Origin of the sequence: Streptomyces sp. S3(2020) (assembly GCF_013044505.1) — a bacterium.
Taxonomy (GTDB): Bacteria; Actinomycetota; Actinomycetes; order Streptomycetales; family Streptomycetaceae; genus Streptomyces.
In genome coordinates, this window is the sequence record NZ_JABERD010000009.1 from 84,222 (window position 1) to 105,299 (window position 21,078).

A 21,078-nucleotide genomic window follows, 5' to 3' on the forward strand; every position below is an offset into this window, starting at 1 on the left:
GGCACCAGGCTGCGACTTAATGTCGGCATGAGGTCAACCGAGGAGACACTGAGCATCGGCGCGCTCGCCCGGCGTTTCGGCCTGGAGCCGCATGTGCTGCGGCACTGGGAGTCGGTGGGGCTACTGGCCCCGGACCGGGACACCGCGGGCCGGCGCCGCTACGGCGCCGATGACCTGGTGCGGGTCGCGTTCGTGCTGTGCGGCAAGGAGGCGGGGCTGTCGTTGGAGGCGATCCGTCTGATGGCCACGGGTGACGGCGAGCGACGGCGTGCGCTGCTGCGGCGTGAGGCGGAGGATCTGCGGGCCCGGATCGCCGCGGCGCGGGCCGCCCTGGCGATGCTGGAGGGCGGGGCGGACTGTCCGCACGAGGATCTGCTCCGCTGCCCGACCTTCCGGCGGGGCATCGCGCGGCAGGCGGTCAGGATCGGAGAAGCCTCGCCGCGCTCCCCCGTCCTACGGTGAAACCACCGACGAAGGAACTCACGGAGGAGCACCCCGATGACCGCAGGACTGAACACCATCATCTACCCCGTCAAGGACATCGCGCGGGCGAAGGCCCTGTTCAGCGCGCTGCTGGAGACCGAGCCCTACGCCGACGAGCCCTACTACGTCGGCTTCAAGGACGCCGGCCAGGACGTGGGCCTCGACCCGAACGGGCACTCCCGGGGTATGACAGGGCCGGTCCCCTACTGGCACGTCACCGACATCCGGGCCCGTCTCGCCGCGCTGCTCGACGCGGGCGCCGAACTGCTCCAGGACGTCACTGACGTCGGCGGCGGCAAGCTGATCGCCTCCGTGAAGGACGCGGACGGCAACCTGGTCGGGATCACCCAGGACAGCTGAGCGTTCACGCCCGCCGCCCGGATGTCGATGCACGCGCATTAACATCGTCGTATGGCAGTGAACGCGGCCGGCTCCCGGCTCGAAGAACAGTGGCGGGACATCCTGGCGGTGCACGCGCGCACGATGTGCGAGATCGACCGGGTGCTGCACCCGCACGGTCTGGGCGCGAGCGACTTCGAGGTGCTCGACATCCTCGCGGCCGAGGCACCCGCGGAGGGCGACCTGTGCCGGGTGCAGAACCTGGTCGGCCGGGTCCATCTCAGCCAGAGCGCGCTGTCCCGGCTCATCGGCCGGCTGGAGAAGGACGGTCTGGTGGAGCGTTCCGTGTGTGTGGAGGACCGGCGCGGTGTGTGGGTGACGCTGACCCGCAAGGGCCGCGATCTGCACGCCGAGGTGCTGCCGATCCAGCGGGACGCGCTGGACCGGACGCTGGGCGGCTGACGGCGTCAGCCGTACGACCGGCCGAGCAGCGACCGCACCCCCTCCGAGGTGAGGGTCAGCGGGTGCTCGGAGGCGGCGTCTATGGTGAGCGCGAGATCGTCCGCCGGCCATTCCGAGGCCAGTGCGCCCAGCGGTACCAGCCGGTAGCGCGAGACCGAGGGCAACAGCCCGACCAGTTCGGACTCCGAGGTGAACACGGGCACCACCGGCGCTCCGCCGGGTCGCTCGATCACGGGAAGGGCCACCGCCGTGGGATCGGCGGCGGCCTCGTCGCCGGCGTCGTCGGGCACGGGGACGAGGACATCGCTGCTCGCGAGCCTGTCCAGCGCCACCGTGTCCTCGGTGTTCTCGGCGAGCGCGTCCAGCGCCCGCCGGGCCGGTGTGGTGGAGTTGTCGTTCGCGGGTGTCTGCATGGCGAATCCCCTGGTAGTGGCGGTCTTACGGTCGGCTCGGGGCGTACGCGGCCCCGGCCCGGCCCTGGTCGCGTACCCGATCCGGACGCGAGCATTCCCGCAGGATCCGGGGGGCTCCGGCGATTCAGGGGATGAGCGCGATGTGCTCCGAGGGCAGCCCCAGCCGGTCGCAGCCGACCCGGCGGAACAGCGGCTCGGCCATGCTCGGGCCGACATGGGTCCAGTAGGTGGCCGCGTCCCGGAAGTAGCGCTGCATCCGCTCGCCGTCGCGCGCGTGCCGGGAGCCGGCCGTGCGGAAGAGGATGTTCTGGAAGGCGTCCCAGGCCATACGGCCGGCGTTCAGGAACATCAGCGCGAGCCGGTTGTCCTCCGCGAGGGTGAACGGGGCCTCGCCGGCGACGTTGCGGCGGCAGGTCTCCGTCCAGTCGGCGGCGGTGTGCTGGAGGGCCGCCTCGGCGGTACGGATCAGTCCGAGGGCCTCGCCCAGGTGGCGTTGGTAGTCGTGCAGTTCGGCACGGGTGCGGTCGGGTTCCAGGATGAGGGGGCGGGCGGTCAGGATGCGGGCGTACTCGTCGGCGGCGGCGTATCCGGTGCCGATCATGATCGCGGCCAGTTCACCGTGGTAGAAGCTCGGTGCCCGATGGGCGTACATCGGGTTGCCGTGCAGTTCGGAGCCGACGCTGCCGCCCTCGCAGGGCAGGTCGAGCAGGCTGGCCGCACAGGTGAGGTACGCCGGTATGCGGGCCTGCTCCATGCGGACGCTGTTGGAGCCGCTGCCGCGCAGACCGAGGACGCCGTGCCAGTCGTCGAGGACCGTCCACACCGAGCGCGGGGCGACGAACAGCACCGGGGGTCCGGGCGGGTCCCCGGCACTCAGGGTCTGTCCGAGGTAGTGCGTGGAGTAGGGGGCGCCCGAGGAGTACGGCCAGGTGCCGTCGAGGACGACATGTCCGTCGCCGTCGGGCTGTGCGACGCCGACGGGTGCGACGGTGGAGGCCGCCCGGAAGTCGCCGTCGGCGCCGAAGATCTCGTCCTGCGCCCGTTCCCCGAAGAACCCGGCGACCTGGAGGACGTGGGCCGCGGTGAGGGACAGGGCCCAGCCGGTGGAGGGACAGCCGCGGGCGACCTCGGTGACGACGCGGTAGAACACGGGCAGGCCGACCTCGTAGCCGCCGTACCGGCGCGGCTGGAGCATCCGGTAGAAGCCGGCCCGCAGGAAGTCGTCGTGGGTGGACTTCGGATGGTGCGTCAGCCGTTCGGTCTCCGGCTGCCGTTCGAGCAGTGCGGGCCGCAGCCGCACGGCCCGTTCGATCAGGTCTGCTCCGGTGAGTGCGGGTTCGGGAGCGGCGATCACGGTGCCTCCTGACGTGTGGGGACGTCCGTTCGTGTCGCGACAGGAACGATTGAACACGGCGACCGCCGCCCCTGTACCCACCGGATAGCGCCAACTACTTCAGATACGGACCGTCCGTTCCAATCTTGCCGGGACCGCCCAGCACGTACACCCGGAGGTTGCCCTTGCCCGGTGCCGACACGGAGAGCGTGCCGTTGGAGACGGTCTTCACGTCACCGGTGACGGCGTCCTTGTAGGTGCCGTTCGGGATGCCGGTGTAGGTGGCGGCGCCGGTGACCGTGACGAGCGCGAAGCTGTCCGTGCCGCCGCTGGTGTAACGGCGTTTGAAGGCCATCGAGCCGCTGATGCCGTCGGTCGAGTACTGGCCCATCTGGAGGGCCGGGACCGCCCGGCGGATCTGGTTCAGCCGCTGGAGGTGCTTGACCAGAGGCTGGGCGAGCGTGGTGGCGACCTGTCCCGTCGCGGAGTCCGCGGTGCCGAACTGGGAGGCGGTGACGGTGCCTTGGAGGTTCTCCCCGTAGTACGCCCGGCCCGTGCCGGCCAGCGGGCAGCTGGGCCCGCAGTCGATCTGCTTGCCCTTCTGGAACTCGATCTCCGAGCCGTAGTACAGCGTCGGGATGCCGCGGAAGGTCCACATCAGCGCCATGTTCTCGGCCCAGGCGTCGGTGCCACCGCTGTAGCGCGTGCTCGACTTGTTGGGGCCGTAGTCGTGGCTGTCGACGTAGACGACGTTGTACGTCGCGTCGTTGACGCTGTCGTCGGAGTCCTTGCCGTTGGTGAAGGCGTTCTGCGCCTCACCGAAGTTCATGTGCATGCGCATGTCGATGATGTTCATGCCGGAGAACTGGCTGCGGTCCGGGGTGTGGTAGCTGTTGCCGCTCAGGAAGGCGTTGGTCGACGTCGGCTGGTTGGCGGTGCCTTGGTTGTTCTCGTAGGTGAACTGCTCGATGGCCGCTGTCTCGTCGTCGGCGCTGTACTCCTTGCGTTCCTTCCAGGTGAAGAACTGCGCGGAGTGGTTCACGGAGCCGCGGTTCCACTTGTCGTGGACGAAGGCGCCGACCTCACCGAAGACGAAGAAGTTCTGGGCCGCCGTGGTACCGAACTTCTGGGTCACGCGGTCGTATATCGCGGGCAGGAAGCGGCGGTTCCAGGTGACGCGCGGGATGTGTACGGCGGTGTCGACGCGGAATCCGTCGACACCCATGTCGATGTACTTGTCGTACGCGCCGATCAGGTAGTTCTGCACAGGCGTCGACTCGGTGTTGAAGTCGGCCAGGTCCTCGTGCAGCCAGCAGGAACGGGAGTCCTCGCCCTCCCAGTTGCCGATCCAGCACTGGTGGTAGTACGCCTTGGGGAACATCCCCGAAGTGGGGCTGGGCCACTGGCAGTTGTAGAGGGTGTAGCCCTCGGCGCTCTTGCCGCCGGTCGCCTTGCCCCAGTTGACGCAGGTGTTGCCGGTGGGCTCGGCGGTGGACCACAGGTCGCCGTTGTAGTAGGACTTCCCGGACTTGCTCTCGACGGTCAGTCCGTCGTACTCGAAGCCCTCGTTCTTCTCGTCGTAGTACCAGCTCCACTGGGAGTCCCGGACGCCGTACACGGTCGGCGTGTAGAGCCCCTTGGCGCCCCACCTGGAGCTGTGGTTGTAGACGACGTCCTGGTAGATCTTCATGCCCTTGGCGTGGGCCGCGTTGATGAGGTCCTGGTAGCTCGCGCCGGCCGACTCCAGGCGTGGGTCGACCTTGTAGAAGTCGTAGCCGTGATAGCCGTGGTAGTCGTAGTCGGAGCGGTTGAGGACGACCGGGGTGACCCAGACCGCGGAGAAGCCGAGCGCCTTGATGTAGTCGAGCTTCTCGACCAGGCCCTTGAAGTCCCCTCGGAACATGGGGTCGTTGTTGGCGGCGTTGCCCGACTTCGTGTGCTGGCTGCCGCCGCGGTTGTTGGAGCTGTCGCCGTCGTGGAAGCGGGCGGTGAGGACGAAGTAGATGGGGTCCTTGCGGGGGTCGGTGCCGAGCGGGGTGCCGGTGGCGGGTGCGGGAGCCTCCTCGCCGGTGGTCGCGGTCGCCTCGGCGGAGGCGGACGAGGTGTTGCCGGCGGCGTCGACGGCCTTCACCGTGTAGGTGTAGGCGGTCTTCTCCTCAAGTCCGGTGTCGGAGTAGACCGTTGAGCCGACGTCGATGACGACGGTGCCCTTGGTGCCGCCGGTGCGCGTGACCTGGTACTTCGTCACACCCTTGTTGTCGGTGGCGGCGTCCCAGCTCACCACGATCGACGTGTTGGTGGCGCTCGCGGTGACCTTGGCCGGTGCGGTCGGGGCCTCGGTGTCGGGCGCCTCGGTGGCGCACGGGTCGGTGGCGCCCGTGGTGACGGCCTTGTCCTTCACGGTCGTGGTGCCGGTCGGGATGGTGTAGTCAGCGCTGTTGTTGTTGTCCCAGACGCCGTTGCCGTTGTTGAAGGCCGCTTTCAGCGAGGTGGCGCTGCCGATGTCGAGGGTCTTCTTCCACCAGCCGGTGCAGGCGGACTCCATGCCGACGCCGGGAACGGTCGTCCAGGAACCGCCCGTCGGCGCGTAGTGGATGTTGGCGGTGGTCCAGCCGGAGGTGGCGGTCGAGTAGTAGACGGTGGCCTGGTTGCCGGTGCCCGTGCCGGTGTCGGCACACGGGTCGCTGTGGGCGATGACGCCGTCCTTGACGGTGATGGTGCCGGTGCCCAGCGCGTAGTTGTTGCCGCCGTTGTTGTCCCAGGTGCCGCTGCCGTTGTTGAAGGTGGCCTGCAGTCCGGCGGCCGAGCCGAGGTCGACGGTCTTCTTCACCCAGTCCGTGCAGGCGCTCTCCATCAGCGTGCCGGGGACGGTCGTCCAGGAACCGCCGTCCGGCGCGTAGTGCAGGTAGGTGGACGACCAGTTCTTGGTCTTCGTGTAGTAGAAGACGGTCGCCGTGGCGGTCGTGTCGGCCACCGGCTCCATGGGGGTCTGCGGCACTGTCTCCGGCGCTGCGGACAGCAGTCCGAGCAGCCCGGTCGCCGCCACGAACGCCACGAGGGGGCGCCTTGGCAGACGTGGGGGTGCGGATCTCATGGGCGACTCCAATACGGGCCGGAAGTCGGGCCCTTGCAAGAAGAACCGGCAACTTCCTGAAAATTCTTGCGGCTTCGCGGAAGCTACAGGTACATGACAGCCACGTAAAGGGGGTCGCACAGCATTCAACGAACCGGCCGTCAGCGGCCCAGCAGCTCCGCGACGGTGGTCACGTGGATCAGCGGCCGGTAGAGGTCCATCACGTGCAGCGCCTTGGCGTGCGAGTCGTCGTCCGCGCCCGCGCACGCGTCGGCAACGACCACGACCTCCGCCCCGGCGTCGGCGGCCGCCAGCGCCGTGGACAGCACACAGCAGTCGGTGCTGACACCGGCGAGGACCAGACGGCCCTCCGGGCCTACCAGGGAGGCGAGTTCAGGAGTCCATTTACCGAAGGTCGGGGCGTCCAGGACGTGGCGCGCCCGGTCGGCGAACTCGTCCGTCAGCCGCCACAGGGGCGCGTCCGGGGGTCGCAGGGCGAAGGGCCACTGCGCGTAGTACGCCTTCCAGACGCCGGTGGGTTCGTCGGGGGCCAGGAAGCGGGTGAAGGTGACCCGGTCCCCGAAGGCCGGCAGCAGACGCCGTACGCCTTCCGCGGCCTGCCCGAAGCGCGGCGCGGCCCAGGGACTGTCGGGGTCGGCGAAGACGTGCTGCATGTCGATGACGGTCAGACGGCCCGTCGTCATACGGCCGGTGCCTCCGCCGGGCTCGGCTCCCGCGCCTCCTGCTCCCGGACGCGGCCGCGGCGCAGGGCGAGTGTGCCGGCGAAGCCGAGCGCGAGGGCCACGAGGACGCCGAGGTTGGCGTAGGCCCAGGAGCCGGACCTGCCGCCCAGGCCCAGCGGGTCGAGGAGGTAGCCCTGCCACTCGAGCCAGCTCGCGGCCGAGTTGGTGACCAGGCCCCAGCCGAGCGCGGTGGCGGCGAGGGTGAGGAGCAGCGGAGTGAGGGCGACGTCGCCGTAGCGGCCGTGCGGGCGGTAGAGGTCGCCCTCGTCGTAGTCGCGGCGGCGCAGCAGCAGGTCGGCGAGCATGATGCCGCACCAGGCGGCGATGGGGACGCCGAGGGTGGTGAGGAAGCCCATGAACTGGCCGAGGAAGTCGTCGGCGACGAAGACGATGTAGATGGCGCCGGCGATCATCAGGACGCCGTCGACGAGCGCGGCCAGGTAGCGGGGGATCCTGATGCCCGCCGAGAGGAGGGCGAGTCCGGAGGAGTAGATGTCCAGGACCGCGCCGCCGACCAGGCCGAGTACGGCGACGACGGCGAAGGGGACCAGGAACCACGTCGGCAGGATCGTGGTCAGCGCCCCGATGGGGTCGGCGGCGACGGCCTCGTTGAGGGTGCTGGAGGATCCGGCGAGCAGCAGGCCGAAGACCAGGAGCAACAGCGGGGCCACGGAGGCGCCGAAGGTGGTCCAGCCGATCACACCGCGGCTGGAGGAGGTGCGGGGCAGATAGCGGGAGTAGTCCGCGGCGGCGTTGACCCAGCCGAGGCCGAAGCCGGTCATCATGAAGACGAGCGCGCCGATGAACTCCTGCGCGGAGCCCGCCGGGACGGCGCTGACGGTGCTCCAGTGGATGTGGTCCGCGACGAGGGCGATGTAGACGACGGTGAGCACGCCCGTGACCACGGTGATCACGGTCTGGAGCCGCATGATCAGGTCGAAGCCCATGACACCGCCGACGACGGTGAGCCCGGCGACCACGATCAGGGCGACCACCTGGGTCTCGGTGCCACCGCCCCAGCCGAGCCGGCCGAAGACGGTCGCGGTGGCCATGGTGGCGAGGGCGCACAGCACGGTCTCCCAGCCGACGGTGAGCACCCAGGAGATCACCGAGGGGAGACGGTTGCCGCGCACCCCGTAGGCGGCCCGGCTGAGGACCATCGTCGGGGCCGAGCCGCGTTTGCCGGCGACGGCGACGAAGCCGCACAGCAGGAAGGAGAAGACGATGCCGACGACCCCGGCGACCAGCGCCTGCCAGAAGGAGATGCCGAAGCCGAGCACGAAGGCCCCGTAACTCAGTCCCAGCACGGAGACGTTGGCGCCGAACCATGGCCAGAACAGCGTCCGCGGTGTGCCCTTGCGCTCGGCGTCGCCGATCACGTCGAGACCGTGCGTCTCCACCTGGAGCTGCCTGGCTCTGTTGTCGAGGGAGTCCTGGGCGTCCGTCATCGTCGTCCTCCCTCGTCCATACGTGTCGAGGTGACGCTAAGTGGGTGGCACCGGGGCGTCAAGCACCCCGGTGCCCCGCGTCACCTCGCCCAGAACGGCAGCGGTGCGCAGACGTTGGCGCAGGTGTAGCCGCCGGGTTCGAACAGCCCCGCGTCGTCCTCGTTGTTCTCGCCGCCCGCGAAGTAGACCTCGGGCACCCACCCCCAACGGCCGTTGTCCGCCATGGTGCTGCCCCACCAGTGGTTCTCGGCGGAGCCGTCGCGGAAGGTCTCGCCGCGCATCTCGGTGACGAACCAGTTGGCCGCGCCGCCCTGTTCGAGGTAGCCGACGACGGAGGCGCCGGGCGAGCGGCCGGCGTACACCGGCACATGGCCGCGGGTGAGGTTGCAGAACCTCACTTCCCTGCCCGGCCAGTGATGGCCGCTCAGGGGATCGGTCAGGTCCCGGGTGGTGGGGCTGTGGCAGGGAACGTTGTCGACGGCGTGGGCGGCGGGTGCGACGAGGCCCGCGAGTCCGGCGAGCACGAGGGCGGCCGTGGCGAGTCCGCGTTTCATGTGGATCATGTAACCGGAACGACCGCCTCCTGCGGTTGGTCACGAGGTCAGGCGTCCGCCGCCTTCTTGATCGCCTCGCGGATACGGGAGTACGTGCCGCACCGGCAGACGTTCTCGATGGCGTCGATGTCGGCGTCGGTGGGCTCGGGCGTCTTCTTCAGCAGCGCGGCGGCGGCCATGATCTGACCGGGCTGGCAGAAGCCGCACTGGGCCACGTCGCACTCCAGCCAGGCCTTCTGGACGGGGTGCAGGGTGTCGCCGTCGGCGAGGCCCTCGATGGTGGTGACCTGACGTTCGGCGCAGTCCTCGACGGGGACCACGCAGGGCTGTATCTCCTCGCCGTCGAGATGGCTGGTGCAGGCGCGGCAGACGCCGACGCCACAGCCGTACTTGGGGCCGGTGACGTGCAGCAGGTCCCGCAGCACCCACAGCAGGGGCATGTCGGCGGGGGCCTCGACGGTGACGGGCTTGCCGTTGAGGACGAAGGAGTAGGACGGCATCTGGACCTTCTCAGAAGTCGATCGGGAAGCGGCGGGGCTTGGTGCCGGTCGCACGGGCGTACGCGTTGGCGACGGCGCCGGCCGCCGCCGGGACGCCGAGTTCGCCCGCCCCGCCCGGCTCCCCGCCGGTGGGCAGGATGTGCGCCTCGAAGTGGAGCGGGGCGTGCCGCTGACGGGCGTAGCGGAAGTCGGCGAAGCTGCCCTCGCGGACGGCGCCCTTGTCGATGTGCAGGCCGGCCCGCAGGACCGTGGAGATGCCGTCGATCGCCGTGCCCATGAGCTGGGCCTCCAGGCCGCGCGGGTTGACGGCCGTGCCGACGTCGGCGGCCATCACCACCTTGGTGACCCGGGGGTTCTTGGGATCGGCGGCGTCGATCTCGACCAGGCAGGCCACACAGGAGCCGTACTCCTCGTGGACGGCAACGCCCTGGGCCTGTCCCGCGGGCAGGGTGCGGCCCCAGTGTCCGGCGGTCGCGACCTTGTCGAGCACGGCTTTGACGGCCTTGCTCCTGAGTGTCGTACGACGGAAGGCGACCGGGTCCTTGCCCAGGCCCCGGGCGATCTCGTCGACGACGATCTCCTCGGCCGTGCGCACGGTCCCGGAGTCCACGGAACGCCAGGCGCCGAGGGGTATCGCCGCCAGCTCGACCGAGCCCGAATCCCCGGACAGCTTCCCGAAGTTGTAGAGGCCGCTGTCGCTGGGCAGCGGGGCGGCCGCGCGGAAGGAGGCGGTGGTGATCCCGCTGTACGACTCGCTCACCGAGGCCGTCGCGTGGGCGAAGGCCACGACGCGTCCCCGGTCGTGGCTGGCCCGGATCCGGTGCTGGGACGCCGGGCGCATCCGGCCGTGCCGGAGGTCGTCGGCGCGGCTCCACATCAGTTTCACCGGGCGGCCGGCCGCCTTGGAGATGAGGGCCGCCTCGATCGCCGCGTCGTAGTTGAGCCGGCGTCCGAACGAGCCGCCGCCCCGCATCACATGGACCTTGACGGCGGACCCCGGCAGCCCGACCGCCTCGGCGATGCTCTCGCGTGCCTCCATGGGCGTCTGGGAGGAGAACCAGATCTCGGCGCGGCGCTCCCGTACGTCGGCGACGGCGGTCAGGACCTCCATCGGGGCGTGGCTGACGAACGCGAACTCGAACCGGGCCTCGATCTGCGTCGAGCCGCGCGGCGGACTGCCGAGCGCGGGGACGGCGGCCTTGAGCCGGGAGCGGATCTGGGAGTCGGACACTCCGGCGAGCGGCCCCGCCTTCCAGGTGATCTTCAGGGCGTCCCGGGCCTTGAACGCGTGGTGGAAGGAGTCCGCGACGACGGCGACTCCCCCGGGAACCCTGACGACTTCGAGGACTCCGGGCAGGGCACGGGCCGCGCGGTCGTCGACCGAGACGACCTTCCCGCCGAGCGTGGGCGGCCGGGCCACCACGGTCGGCTTCGCCCCGGCGGCCGTCAGGTCCCCGGTGTAGCGGGCCCGGCCGGTGACGATGTCCCGTGCGTCGATCCGTGTCGTCGGCTTCCCGATCACCCGGTGCCGGGACGCCGGTTTGGGCTTGCTGGACACGCGCGGCCGGCGTATCCGCGCGGCGGCCTCGGTCAGCGATCCGAAGGTGGCCTTGCGTCCGTCCGGGGCGACGACCATGGTGTCCCGGGTACGCAGCTCTCCCGGGGGCAGGTGCCAGCGCCGGGCGGCCGCGGTGATCAGGCGGGCGCGTGCGGTGGCGGCGAGGTTGCGGGCGGGGTCGTAGAGCGAACTCACCGAGTTGGAGCCGCCGGTGAACTGGTTCCCCTTGCGGCGGGCGTCGGCGAGCGGGATGTCGACGTCGACGAGTCGGGCGTCCAGTTCCTCGGCGATCATCATGGCGACCGCGGTGGTGACCCCCTGGCCGACCTCGACGCGCGGCAGCCGAACGACGACCTTGTTCTCCCGGGTGACCTCCAGGACGAGCATCTCCTCGTCGGTGCCGGTCACGACGGTGTCGGAGCGCGGGGGTGTGGCTCCTTCGGCCTCCGAGGCGTCGCAGCCCAGCGGGGCGGCGACGGTGAGGGTGGACGCGGCGAGTGTGTAGACCATGAATCTGCGGCGGGACAGCTCTGCCAACGCGCACTCCTCTGTGGACGGCCTGTGTGTGCCTGATAGGAGGGCGTGGAGGGGGGTGAGGTTGCGTGCGTCCGGCGTCGGGTCTGGGCAAGTGGGCGGGCCGGCCCGCGGCTTGAGCGCCTGAGCGCTCCGCTGGAAGTGCCGCAATGAGCCGTCAGTCGGCTGCGGCACCGTCGTGGCTGGTCGCGCCCGCGCGGCGGAGCCGCATATTCAGTACAGCCCCGCGCCCCTTCAGGGCGCCTACCGGCGGCGCCAGGGCAGCACCGTGGGGTCCGTCTCCGCGGCCTCCGCCCGGTGCAAGGCGTCGCTCACCGCTTCCCCGATCTCCGCGAACTGGCGTACCTGCTCCGGTGTGAGCACGTCGAAGACGGCCCGGCGCACCGCCTCCACATGGCCGGGCGCGATCTCGTCCAGCAGGTTCCGGCCCCTGTCCGTCAGCACCGCGAGCTGCCCGCGTCCGTCGGCCGGATCCTCGCGCCGGTCCACGAGACCGGCCTCGCGCAGCCGGTTCACGGCGTGGGTGAGCCTGCTGCGGGTGATCTTCAGCCGCTGGGCGAGCTCGGACATGCCGAGGACCTGGTCGGGCGCCGAGGAGAGGTGGGCCAGCAGGCTGTAGTCGGCGTGCGTCATACCGGCGTCACGCCTCAGCTGGCGGTTCAGATGGTCGTTGAGCAGCGTGGAGAAGTCGATGTAGGCCAGCCAGGCCCGTCGCTCCTCGGCGTTGAGCCAGCGCGGCGTCGTGGACATGGTCACACCCTACCGGGCTTCCGTTTGAAGTTTAAATCACATCGGGCGAGGTGCCTCGCGCGACGGCGTGAGCACCGGCCGGCGGTCCGCTCCCCCTTCGTGGGCCGCGTGGCCGGGCACTACCGCCTACCGCATCACCGCCTGACCGTCACTCCGACGTCTCCGGCCTTCCCGCCGCCGCCCAGTGGGTGTGGAAGGTGCCGGGCCGGTCGGTCCGCCGGTAGGTGTGGGCGCCGAAGTAGTCGCGCTGGCCCTGGAGCAGCGCGGCGGGGAGACGTTCGGCGCGCAGGGTGTCGTAGTGGGCGAGGGCGGCGGAGATCGCGGGCACCGGAATGCCGCGGCGGGCGGCGGAGGCCACCGTCTCGCGCCACGGCACCTGCGCGTCGGTGATCTCCATGGCGAACTCCATCTCGCCGAGCAGGCTCACCAGGTCCCGGTCGGTGGCGTAGGCGGCGCGGATGCGGTCGAGGAAGGAGGCGCGGATGATGCAGCCGCCGCGCCAGATCCGGGCGACCGAGCCGAGGTCGATCTTCCAGCCGTACTCGGCGGCCGCGTCCTGGATCATCGTCCAGCCCTGGTCGTAGGCGACGACCTTCGAGGCGTACAGCGCGTGCTCCACCTGCGAGGTGAAGCGCTCGGCCTCGGTGCGGCTGAGCGGGGGCGTGGTGCCGCCCGGCAGGCCCCGGTAGGCGGCGCGCAGGTCGCTCTGGCCGGAGGCGGCGCGGGCGAAGGTGGCCTGGGCGACGGCGGTGACCGGGGAGGCCAGGTCGAGGGCGGTCTGCACGGTCCAGCGGCCGGTGCCCTTCTGTCCGGCGGCGTCGGCGACGATGTCGACGAAGGGCGCTCCGGTGGCCGGGTCGATGTGGGCGAGGACCTCGGCGGTGATCTCGATGAGGTAGGAGCCGAGCCGGCCCTCGTTCCACCGGCGGAAGACGCCCGCGATCTCGTCCGGGGTGTATCCGGCGACCTGGCGCAGCAGGTCGTACGCCTCGGCGATGAGCTGCATGTCGGCGTACTCGATGCCGTTGTGGACCATCTTCACGAAGTGCCCGGCGCCGTCGGTGCCGATGTGGGCGGCGCACGGCTCGCCGTCGACCTTGGCGCTGATGGCCTCGAAGAGCGGGCCGAGCAGTCCGTACGACTCCTCCGACCCGCCCACCATGATCGACGGGCCGTGGAGCGCGCCCTCCTCGCCGCCGGAGATACCGGTGCCGACGAAGTGGATGCCGCGTGCGCGCAGGGCGGCCTCGCGGCGCCGGGTGTCGGCGAAGTGGGCGTTGCCGCCGTCGACGATCATGTCGCCGGGCTCCAGGAGCGGGGCGAACTCCTCGACGACCGCGTCGGTGGCGGCGCCCGCCTGCACCATGATGATCAGCCGGCGCGGGCGTTCGAGCGCGGCGACGAACTCCTCGGGCGACTCGGCCGGGACGAACGTGCCCTCGTGGCCGAACTCCTCGACGAGCGCCCGGGTGCGGCCCGCGGACCGGTTGTGGACGGCGACGGCGACCCCGTGGCGGGCGAGGTTCCGCGCCAGGTTGCGGCCCATCACGCCCAGTCCGGTGACGCCGATGGCTGCGCTTGCGTTCATGAGGTCCGTCCCTTGGATCGATGGCGTGGTCCCGGAGCGCGCGGCCCCTTGCCCGCAGATACGCGTGGGAGGCCCGGTCGTCTCGATACCGGCTCGCGCGGCATACGCCACCGTGGACGGAAACGTAAGTTCCTGCTCACTTTGGCGCGAGTTGCGAGCACTTCGCATGAGCCCCGCAGCGGGGGCGGGACAGTGGCGACGTTCGTGGCCCGAGGTCCTGATGGGGAGCCGCACATGACCGCCACCCGCGCCGTGGGACGCCGGCCGTGCTCCCGTCTCCTGCCGCTGTCCGCGCTGCCGTCGCTGGGTGTCTGTGTGCTGGTCGCGGCGCTGGACCCGCTGTTCCACGAGCCGGGCCGGCTGGTCGGGCTGCTGCTCCTCGGCCCGTTCCTGGCCAGTACCCGGCTCGGTGTCCGCCCGACCGCGCTGGTATGCGGCGTCGCACTGCTCCTCGGGCTGGTGCCAGCCGTGACGGCGGGCGACCTCCTCGCTCCCGACGTCGCCCTACGGTGGTCCGGACTGCTCCTGGGGTGCGTCCTGGCCGTCCAGGCCGCCCGGCGGCACGCGCTGCGGATGACGCTGGACCGTTCCCGTGAGGTGGCCCGGGCCACCCAGGGAGCCCTCCTGCGCCCGGTCTCCGAGACCCTCGCGGGCACCCGGGTGTGCACCCGCTACCACTCCGCCACCCGTGAGTCCGACCTCAGCGGCGATGTGTACGACCTCGCCGTGACCCCGCACGGACTGCGTCTCCTGGTCGGCGACGTCCGCGGCCACGACCTGGACTCCCTGCGGCTCGCCGCGGCCACCCTCGCCGCCTTCCGCGACCTCGCCCCCATCGCACCGCATCTCCCCCGGCTCGCCGCCGACCTGGACGCGCGGCTCGCCCCCGAGCTGGGACCCGAGGACTTCGTCACCGCCGTACTCGCCGAGTTCGCGCCCGGCGAGCTCCGGCTCGTCAACTGCGGCCACCCGGCCCCGCTGCGGGTCGGGGCCGGCCTCGACCTGCTGGAGCCCGGGGAGCCGGCGCCCCCGCTGGGCCTGGGGCCGCGGCCGTCCCAGTACCGTCACCGCCTGGACGACGGCGACCGGATCCTCTTCTACACCGACGGCCTCACCGAGGCCCGCGACCGTGACGGCACGGCCTTCCGCCTCCTGGACGAGGCGGCCCGCACCCTGCGCGACCCGGTCCCCGAGCGGGCCCTCGACGCCCTGCACGCCCGGCTGACCGCCCACATCGGACGGCCCCCCGCCGACGACCTGACCCTGGTCCTGTGCCGGCCCGAACTCGCCGGGGCACCCCTCACGGTCGCCGACGGCGTCATACGCCGCTCGTAGCCGAGGGAGACCCGTTCGAAGGGTCAAACGAGCATGGGGTTAGCATATGAGCGCCGCCTAGCTCGATCGAGAGATGTTTCTGTGACTGTCAATGAGGACTCGTTCACCAATTGGAAGACTCGCGAGGAGATCGCGGAGTCGATGATCCCGATCATCGGGAAGCTGCACCGCGAGCGGGACGTCACCGTCCTGCTGCACAGCCGCTCCCTGGTGAACAAGTCGGTGGTCAGCATCCTCAAGACCCACCGCTTCGCCCGGCAGATCGCCGGCGAGGAGCTGTCGGTCGTCGAGACGCTGCCCTTCCTCCAGGCGCTCACCACCCTCGACCTGGGCCCGTCCCAGATCGACATCGGCATGCTCGCCGCGACCTACCGCGCCGACGACCGGGGTCTGTCCGTCGAGGCGTTCACCGCCGAGGCCGTCGCGGGTGCCACCGGCGCCAACAAGATCGAGCGCGGCGAGGGCCGTGACGTCGTCCTGTACGGCTTCGGGCGCATCGGCCGGCTCGTCGCCCGGCTGCTGATCGAGAAGTCGGGCTCCGGCAACGGGCTGCGGCTGCGCGCCATCGTCGTCCGCGGGGGCGGGGACCAGGACATCGTCAAGCGCGCCTCGCTGCTGCGCCGCGACTCGATCCACGGCCAGTTCCAGGGCACGATCACCGTCGACGAGGCGACCGACACGATCACCGCCAACGGCAACGCGATCAAGGTCATCTACGCGAACGACCCCTCCGAGGTCGACTACACGGCACACGGCATCAAGAACGCCATCCTCATCGACAACACCGGCAAGTGGCGTGACCGCGAGGGTCTGTCGAAGCACCTGCGTCCCGGCATCGACAAGGTCGTGCTGACCGCGCCGGGCAAGGGCGACGTCCCGAACATCGTGCACGGCGTCAACCACGACACCGTCAAGCCGGACGAGCAGATCCTGTCCTGCGCCTCCTGCACCACCAACGCGATCGTGCCGCCGCTGAAGGCGATGGACGACGAGTACGGGGTGCTGCGCGGCCACGTGGAGACGGTCCACTCGTTCACCAACGACCAGAACCTGCTGGACAATTACCACAAGGCCGACCGTCGCGGCCGCTCGGCGCCGCTCAACATGGTGATCACCGAGACGGGTGCCGCCTCCGCCGTCGCCAAGGCGCTGCCCGACCTCAAGGCGCCGATCACCGGCAGCTCGATCCGGGTGCCCGTGCCGGACGTGTCGATCGCGATCCTCAGCCTGCGCCTGGGCCGCGAGACCACCCGTGAGGAGGTCCTGGAGTACCTGCGGGACGTCTCGCTGAACTCGCCGCTGAAGCGCCAGATCGACTTCACCACGGCCCCCGACGCCGTCTCCATGGACTTCGTCGGCTCCCGCCACGCCTCGATCGTCGACGCCGGCGCCACCAAGGTCGACGGCGACAACGCCATCCTCTACCTCTGGTACGACAACGAGTTCGGCTACTCCTGCCAGGTCATCCGGGTCGTCCAGCACGTCTCCGGGGTGGAGTACCCGACCTTCCCGGCGACGGCGGTCTGATCCCGCCACGCCCGTCGGCGGCACCCTCGCGGTGCTCCCGGCGGGTGCGGGCGGCCCCGTCCGGCCACACCACGTCGACGGGGACGCCCGCCGCCCGGGCTTCGAGCACCGTGTCGGCGGTGCCGCCGCCTCTGCCGGTGGGCGGAGTCCCGTCCCATACGGCCACGAGCCGGTCCGCGCGTTCGACCAGCACGCTGTTCGCCGCTTCGTAGGCATGCCGGCCGGCGGTCTCGATCGGCAGGACGAGCACGTCGTAGGCGGCCTCGACCAGCCGGTCGAACACGGGCGCGTGATCGGACCGCACCCGCTTGCGGCGGTAGTCCCGCGAAGGGACGACGACGGCCAGCCGTCCACCGGCGGCGAGCACCGCCTCCGCGAACAGACAGTCGGCACCCCTGGCGAGGCAGGAGACCCCGACCAGTTCGCCGTCGTCGGCGCGGCCCCGCAGGAGTTCGTCGAGGGCCGCGCGCACCAGGGCGGAGGTCTCCGCCGTGAGGTCGATGTGCCCGGTCACCGCGATGGTCGTCATGGTGGAGCCCCCTCTTCACCCGTCGGCAGGCTCCTGGAGCGTATAGCCGTGGCGCAGGATCACCTTCACCGAGCCCATGGCGACCACACGGTCCGCCTCCTGCTGATCATGCGTCAGTTCACGGTACGGGACCAGCAACGGGTGCGTCTTCCTGCGCCGGCTCAGACGTCGACCGTACCGCCAGCCCTCGGACAGGCGTTGGCGGGCCCAGTTGTCGTGGGCCTCCTCCGCGAGGATCTCGATCAGGGCGTGCAGGCTGTCGGGAAGCTTCACGTCCGCGGTGGCGGCGGGTGGGGGTGTCCAGGGCTGCCGCCCGGCCGGTCGCCTCATCCCGCTCTCCTGGGCGGGCTGGGCCAGGCCAACCGGATCGCTTCCACGATCAGGGTGGCGGCGACGTCGGCCGCGTACTGCTTCCAGGGCTTCTCCTGTTCCGGGCGGGCCGAGTTGACGGAGATGCCGTCGGTCGCGGTGCCGGCCACCGCGCACACCATCGAGAACGACACCTGGGTCCGGCCCGCCCTGCGGGCGTGGGTGACGGCGCGTGCCGCGTTCGAGCCGCCGATCTCCACCGCGGCGAGCCCGGGCCAGGCGACGAGCACCGGGCGCAGGGCCGGATCGCCGCTGCCGTCGACGGGGGTGTCCCCCGAGGCGACGGGGCCGACCACGACGCGCGGGCTGTCGGTTCGCGGGCTGCCGGGGGGCCGTTCGTAGATCTTCTCGGTCCAGTAGGTGTAGTTGAGCCGCATGCTGTCGCCGAGCGCGGCCACCCCCTCATGGGCCAGATGACTGCGGTCGGGGCGCGGCAGACAGGTCTGTTCCAGTTCGTCGTACGCGTAACCGTGCAGCCGGTTGGAGATCACCACGTCGCCCGGCACGAGGTCGGGCGCGACGGCGCAGCAGGCTCCGACGAAGACCACCGTCTCGGGCTGGTACTCCTCGATCGTGGCGGCGACGGCGTTGCTGACGCCGTCCTTGCCCTCGCAGGGCTGTACGACCACCACCTCGTAGGCGCTGCTGCGGCCCACGGCCTCGATGCCGGCACGGATCCACTCCTCTCCGGTGCCGTGGCGCACCGTGTCGGTGATGGAGCCCAGGGTGTCCAGATGGCGGCGCAACGCCTCGTGGGCCTCCGGCAGGAGCGCGACGACAGCCACGTCGCACCGCTGCCCGTCGGCCGTCACCCGCTGCTCCAGGCGGAGCCGGTCGACGAACTCGCTGTCCACGTCCCGGCTGATGACGGCGACCTGCTCGTCCTGCGGGAGGTGGCCGATGGAACGCCCCTGGAAGCTGACCTGCTTCGCCGCTCCGGGTCCGAGGAAGTAGGGCAGGATGACCAGCCTCCCGTCCGCACGCAGCCGTTCCGCGATGTTGTACTCCTCCTTGCAGTACTCGCTCGCCCAGTAGTGCTGGCTGATCAGGGGGAGGAACACCCGGCACGCGGCGACGTTGGCGTACAGCTGGCTGCGCCAGTCCGCGCCGAGTTCGATGGTGTTGCGGCGCAGGTAGTGGAAGTAGGAGTGGTTGTGCAGTTCGAGGCTGCGGCCCACGCGCTGGGCCAGCGTGTCGTCTCCGCGGGCGTTGCTCAGGAAGATGCTGCCCTGTGCGCGTCCGATGCTGCGGAAGTAGCCGACGCCCTCCTCGTGGCTCTCGAACTCCAGCCGAGGTTGGTAGAAGCGGGCCACCAGGTCCTGGAGCCGGTCGGCCAGTTCTTCCGGGTCGCTCCAGTGGACCGCGATGCGGTCCGCCGGTTCGGCCGCCCTCAACGCCTCTCCGCTCAGAAGTACCGACGGCCTGGGTTCGTAGCGGCCGTCCGGTGGTTCGTGGAAGAGCTTGAGCATGGGCCTGAAGCGTCCGCTGATCTTGGGAAAGACCCAGTCCGCCGCGAACGGGGACGCCGTGTCGACGACGATGAAATCGCATTCGTCGACGGCGAGATCGAACTCGAACGGGTCCAGGAACTGAAGGCTGATCGTGCGCGCCCGGTATCCGACATCCTCGACCGCGCGCCGTATGTACGGCTCGGCGGCGTGGTAGGCGGCGTCATCGGGCAGGATCAGTCCGACCGTGCCGAGCAGACCTCTGGTGGCACCACCGGACGGCCCGCTCCGCCCCGCGAGGCGTTCGATGGCCGACTTGACCCGGTCCGCGCGCGGCAGTTGGCGGCGGTTGAACACGACGCGTTCCTCGCTGCCCACCGGAAAGAAGCCGGCCGACACCCCCGTCTCCATGAACACGAGCCTGCTCTTCTGAGCCTGTAGGGCCAGGCCGTGTTCGTGCACCATGAAGGGCGAGGCACGGTAGCGGCGTTCCTCCGGACGATGCGTCACCACACCGACGAAACAGGAACTCTGATCCATCATCAGTTCCAGATGGGTGGGAGACAGGGGATTCGTCTTGGGGTCGACCGCGAAGGTGAAGCCCTCGTCCCAGAAGAGTTTCCAGAAGTGCTCGTTCAGCTCGCGGTCCTCGGCCCAGTAGCTGTGACTGAAGTAGGCCGGTATTCGGCTGACGCCCGCCATCACTTCTCCCCACCGTCGGCTCACCTATCCCCCCGCACGCCCCCGGCTACACCCCGAACGCCAAGAAACCCGGTGAAACCGAGCGGAAGCAGTCGAGGAGAATTACGGCCAACTGCCTAGACTGGTACATGACTTCGTCGCAGTCCGCGCGTCCCCTCATAGCCGTCATCGGCAGCACCGACACCCACCGCGCCTTCACCCATCCCCTCAAGGCAGCCGATCTCGCCCCCGAGGCATGCCGGCAGCTGGGCAGAGAACTCGCCCGGGCCGGCTGCGATCTGGCCGTCTTCTCCAGCAGCGCCGAGTACATCGAGACGGACGTCGTGGCCGGATACGCGGACGCCTGCAGCGAGGCGGAGCCCGGCCGGGTGGCGGCCTTCCCACCACGTCACAGCGATGTCGACTTCGCTCTGGCGCCGGATGCCCATGTCCGTCTGGAGATCCTCCGGGACAGCAGCGGCGAGTGGGAAGTGGCCTTCTACCACACCCTCCTGACCTGCGACGGTGTGCTGCTCATGGGCGGGGGCCAGTCCACCCGGGTGGCGGGGATCATCGCCCTGGCCCAGCGTCTGCCGCTGGTGTCGGTGGCGGCGTTCGGCGGCGGCGCCGGCCAGGTGTGGATCAACTTCGACAAGGTCCGCAACGACGCGGACGACTCCGACATCCGACTGATGGGCGACAACTGGTCCTCGGTGTCCGCCGCGCGCCTGATCGCGTGCCTCCTGCGCCAGCGCGAGCGCAGGCTGCACAACATCGCGGAGCTCGCCCGGGGAGCGCGCACGGCGGCCCGGCGTTCGGCCAGGGGCCTCACCGTGGCCGCCGTGTGCATGCTGGCCTCGCTTGCGGCACTGGTGACGGCCGAGCCGTCGCGGCAGGCGGGCGCCCTGGATCTGCTGGTCCTGGTGGGCGCGCCGCTGGTGGCCGCCTCCGCGGGGGCCATCCTCCGCAACTCCTTCGAGAGCGACGTGCGTTGGGGGCGGGCCGCGGTGCGGGGCCTGGGTGCCGGGCTGGTCTCCGTCCTGCTCTACTTCGCCTCCCAGCTGCTGACCGTCCCCGCCCTCCTCGACGACCTGGACGTACGCCGTCTGCTGTTCTTCACCATCCCGCTCGGCTTCACCGCGGGCTTCACCTTCGACCTCGTCCTCCACCGCCTCCCCCCCCGCCCGCCGGGCCCCCCCCGCCAGCCCCCGCGCCGCCCCCGCCCCCCCCCGCGGTGCCGCCTGCCGCGCCCCCGCGCCGGCACGCGCCGCCCCGCGCCCCGCCGCCGCCGCACCCGCCGCCAGGCGCGCCGGCCCCCCCCCCCCGCCCCGCCGCCCCCCCCCCCCCGCACACCGCCCCCCCCCCCCCCCCCCCCCCCCACGCCCCCCCCCACCCCCCCCCCCCCCGCCCC

Annotated in this window: 18 protein-coding genes and 1 pseudogene; 6 read left to right on the forward strand and 13 right to left on the reverse strand. The window is 70.9% G+C overall.

Annotation, left to right across the window (positions count from 1 at the left end; translation table 11 throughout):
• The first annotated feature begins 27 nt into the window (after window positions 1-27).
• From HLK59_RS05305 to HLK59_RS05315, 3 genes are read left to right on the forward strand one after another with little or no spacing between them, the layout of a single operon-like run.
• On the forward strand, window positions 28-462 hold the full coding sequence (locus HLK59_RS05305; protein WP_171140045.1) for a MerR family transcriptional regulator: 435 nt from the start codon (window positions 28-30) through the stop codon (window positions 460-462).
• A 36-nt stretch (window positions 463-498) separates the two neighbouring features.
• A complete protein-coding gene (locus HLK59_RS05310) occupies window positions 499-843 on the forward strand; it encodes a VOC family protein (RefSeq protein ID WP_171140046.1) in 345 nt (114 codons plus the stop codon).
• A 51-nt stretch (window positions 844-894) separates the two neighbouring features.
• Window positions 895-1,284 carry a MarR family transcriptional regulator gene (locus HLK59_RS05315; RefSeq protein WP_171140047.1) on the forward strand — a complete coding sequence of 130 codons (390 nt, stop codon included), beginning with the start codon at window positions 895-897 and terminating at the stop codon, window positions 1,282-1,284.
• A gap of 5 nt (window positions 1,285-1,289) precedes the next feature.
• Here HLK59_RS05315 and HLK59_RS05320 read toward each other — a convergent pair whose 3' ends face one another.
• The 10 genes from HLK59_RS05320 to gndA all read right to left on the reverse strand — a co-directional run bounded on the left by HLK59_RS05320 (window position 1,290) and on the right by gndA (window position 13,778).
• Complete coding sequence (locus tag HLK59_RS05320; RefSeq protein WP_171140048.1) at window positions 1,290-1,697, reverse strand: SseB family protein; 408 nt, start codon at window positions 1,695-1,697, stop codon at window positions 1,290-1,292.
• A gap of 124 nt (window positions 1,698-1,821) precedes the next feature.
• A complete protein-coding gene (locus HLK59_RS05325; RefSeq protein WP_171140049.1) occupies window positions 1,822-3,051 on the reverse strand; it encodes an acyl-CoA dehydrogenase family protein in 1,230 nt (409 codons plus the stop codon).
• Between the two features lie 94 nt (window positions 3,052-3,145).
• Entirely contained in the window at window positions 3,146-6,124 is a 2,979-nt protein-coding gene (locus HLK59_RS05330) for a carbohydrate binding domain-containing protein (protein WP_171140050.1), read from the reverse strand.
• 140 nt (window positions 6,125-6,264) lie between these two features.
• Window positions 6,265-6,807 (reverse strand): isochorismatase family protein, encoded by a 543-nt coding sequence (locus HLK59_RS05335; RefSeq protein ID WP_171140051.1) that lies wholly within the window; start codon window positions 6,805-6,807, stop codon window positions 6,265-6,267.
• Window positions 6,804-8,294 (reverse strand): cytosine permease, encoded by a 1,491-nt coding sequence (locus HLK59_RS05340; protein WP_171140052.1) that lies wholly within the window; start codon window positions 8,292-8,294, stop codon window positions 6,804-6,806. Before HLK59_RS05340 ends, HLK59_RS05335 begins: the two co-directional genes overlap by 4 nt.
• 80 nt (window positions 8,295-8,374) lie before the next feature.
• Window positions 8,375-8,848 carry a hypothetical protein gene (locus HLK59_RS05345; protein WP_171140053.1) on the reverse strand — a complete coding sequence of 158 codons (474 nt, stop codon included), beginning with the start codon at window positions 8,846-8,848 and terminating at the stop codon, window positions 8,375-8,377.
• A gap of 47 nt (window positions 8,849-8,895) precedes the next feature.
• Window positions 8,896-9,348, reverse strand: coding sequence for a (2Fe-2S)-binding protein (locus HLK59_RS05350; protein ID WP_171140054.1), 453 nt, complete (start codon window positions 9,346-9,348; stop codon window positions 8,896-8,898).
• Window positions 9,349-9,358: 10 nt separating this feature from the next.
• The gene (locus HLK59_RS05355; RefSeq protein ID WP_171140065.1) at window positions 9,359-11,416 is read right to left on the reverse strand and encodes a molybdopterin cofactor-binding domain-containing protein; all 2,058 of its coding nucleotides are present in this window, start codon (window positions 11,414-11,416) and stop codon (window positions 9,359-9,361) included.
• Between the two features lie 267 nt (window positions 11,417-11,683).
• Entirely contained in the window at window positions 11,684-12,190 is a 507-nt protein-coding gene (locus HLK59_RS05360) for a MarR family winged helix-turn-helix transcriptional regulator (RefSeq protein ID WP_171140055.1), read from the reverse strand.
• Between the two features lie 148 nt (window positions 12,191-12,338).
• Entirely contained in the window at window positions 12,339-13,778 is a 1,440-nt protein-coding gene (gene gndA / locus HLK59_RS05365) for an NADP-dependent phosphogluconate dehydrogenase (protein WP_171140056.1), read from the reverse strand.
• A 234-nt stretch (window positions 13,779-14,012) separates the two neighbouring features.
• Here gndA and HLK59_RS05370 point away from each other — a divergent pair, with 234 nt between their 5' ends.
• Window positions 14,013-15,113 (forward strand): PP2C family protein-serine/threonine phosphatase, encoded by a 1,101-nt coding sequence (locus HLK59_RS05370; protein WP_171140057.1) that lies wholly within the window; start codon window positions 14,013-14,015, stop codon window positions 15,111-15,113.
• An 81-nt stretch (window positions 15,114-15,194) separates the two neighbouring features.
• On the forward strand, window positions 15,195-16,640 hold the full coding sequence (locus HLK59_RS05375) for a glyceraldehyde-3-phosphate dehydrogenase (RefSeq protein WP_171140058.1): 1,446 nt from the start codon (window positions 15,195-15,197) through the stop codon (window positions 16,638-16,640).
• A 46-nt stretch (window positions 16,641-16,686) separates the two neighbouring features.
• Here HLK59_RS05375 and HLK59_RS05380 read toward each other — a convergent pair.
• The 3 genes and pseudogenes from HLK59_RS05380 to HLK59_RS05390 all read right to left on the reverse strand — a co-directional run.
• A pseudogene (locus tag HLK59_RS05380) lies at window positions 16,687-17,169 on the reverse strand (hypothetical protein); the annotation flags it as partial.
• Window positions 17,170-17,184: 15 nt separating this feature from the next.
• On the reverse strand, window positions 17,185-17,499 hold the full coding sequence (locus HLK59_RS05385) for a RyR domain-containing protein (RefSeq protein WP_171140059.1): 315 nt from the start codon (window positions 17,497-17,499) through the stop codon (window positions 17,185-17,187).
• Window positions 17,496-19,688 (reverse strand): TIR domain-containing protein, encoded by a 2,193-nt coding sequence (locus HLK59_RS05390; RefSeq protein WP_171140060.1) that lies wholly within the window; start codon window positions 19,686-19,688, stop codon window positions 17,496-17,498. The genes HLK59_RS05385 and HLK59_RS05390 overlap by 4 nt, the downstream gene beginning before the upstream one ends.
• Window positions 19,689-19,816: 128 nt before the next feature.
• Here HLK59_RS05390 and HLK59_RS05395 point away from each other — a divergent pair.
• On the forward strand, window positions 19,817-21,078 hold a 1,262-nt coding region (locus HLK59_RS05395; RefSeq protein WP_171140061.1), incomplete at its 3' end, for a hypothetical protein.

What these genes read in the sequence shown, in the direction of transcription:
- HLK59_RS05360 (WP_171140055.1), bottom strand. Translation starts at nt 12,190, where the DNA reads ATGTCCACGACGCCGCGCTGGCTCAACGCCGAGGAGCGACGGGCCTGG.
- HLK59_RS05305 (WP_171140045.1), top strand. Translation starts at nt 28, where the DNA reads ATGAGGTCAACCGAGGAGACACTGAGCATCGGCGCGCTCGCCCGGCGT.
- HLK59_RS05390 (WP_171140060.1), bottom strand. Translation starts at nt 19,688, where the DNA reads ATGGCGGGCGTCAGCCGAATACCGGCCTACTTCAGTCACAGCTACTGG.
- HLK59_RS05310 (WP_171140046.1), top strand. Translation starts at nt 499, where the DNA reads ATGACCGCAGGACTGAACACCATCATCTACCCCGTCAAGGACATCGCG.
- HLK59_RS05355 (WP_171140065.1), bottom strand. Translation starts at nt 11,416, where the DNA reads ATGGTCTACACACTCGCCGCGTCCACCCTCACCGTCGCCGCCCCGCTG.
- HLK59_RS05370 (WP_171140057.1), top strand. Translation starts at nt 14,013, where the DNA reads ATGACCGCCACCCGCGCCGTGGGACGCCGGCCGTGCTCCCGTCTCCTG.
- HLK59_RS05350 (WP_171140054.1), bottom strand. Translation starts at nt 9,348, where the DNA reads ATGCCGTCCTACTCCTTCGTCCTCAACGGCAAGCCCGTCACCGTCGAG.
- HLK59_RS05315 (WP_171140047.1), top strand. Translation starts at nt 895, where the DNA reads ATGGCAGTGAACGCGGCCGGCTCCCGGCTCGAAGAACAGTGGCGGGAC.
- HLK59_RS05335 (WP_171140051.1), bottom strand. Translation starts at nt 6,807, where the DNA reads ATGACGACGGGCCGTCTGACCGTCATCGACATGCAGCACGTCTTCGCC.
- HLK59_RS05345 (WP_171140053.1), bottom strand. Translation starts at nt 8,848, where the DNA reads ATGAAACGCGGACTCGCCACGGCCGCCCTCGTGCTCGCCGGACTCGCG.
- HLK59_RS05320 (WP_171140048.1), bottom strand. Translation starts at nt 1,697, where the DNA reads ATGCAGACACCCGCGAACGACAACTCCACCACACCGGCCCGGCGGGCG.
- HLK59_RS05330 (WP_171140050.1), bottom strand. Translation starts at nt 6,124, where the DNA reads ATGAGATCCGCACCCCCACGTCTGCCAAGGCGCCCCCTCGTGGCGTTC.
- HLK59_RS05340 (WP_171140052.1), bottom strand. Translation starts at nt 8,294, where the DNA reads ATGACGGACGCCCAGGACTCCCTCGACAACAGAGCCAGGCAGCTCCAG.
- HLK59_RS05385 (WP_171140059.1), bottom strand. Translation starts at nt 17,499, where the DNA reads ATGAGGCGACCGGCCGGGCGGCAGCCCTGGACACCCCCACCCGCCGCC.
- gndA (WP_171140056.1), bottom strand. Translation starts at nt 13,778, where the DNA reads ATGAACGCAAGCGCAGCCATCGGCGTCACCGGACTGGGCGTGATGGGC.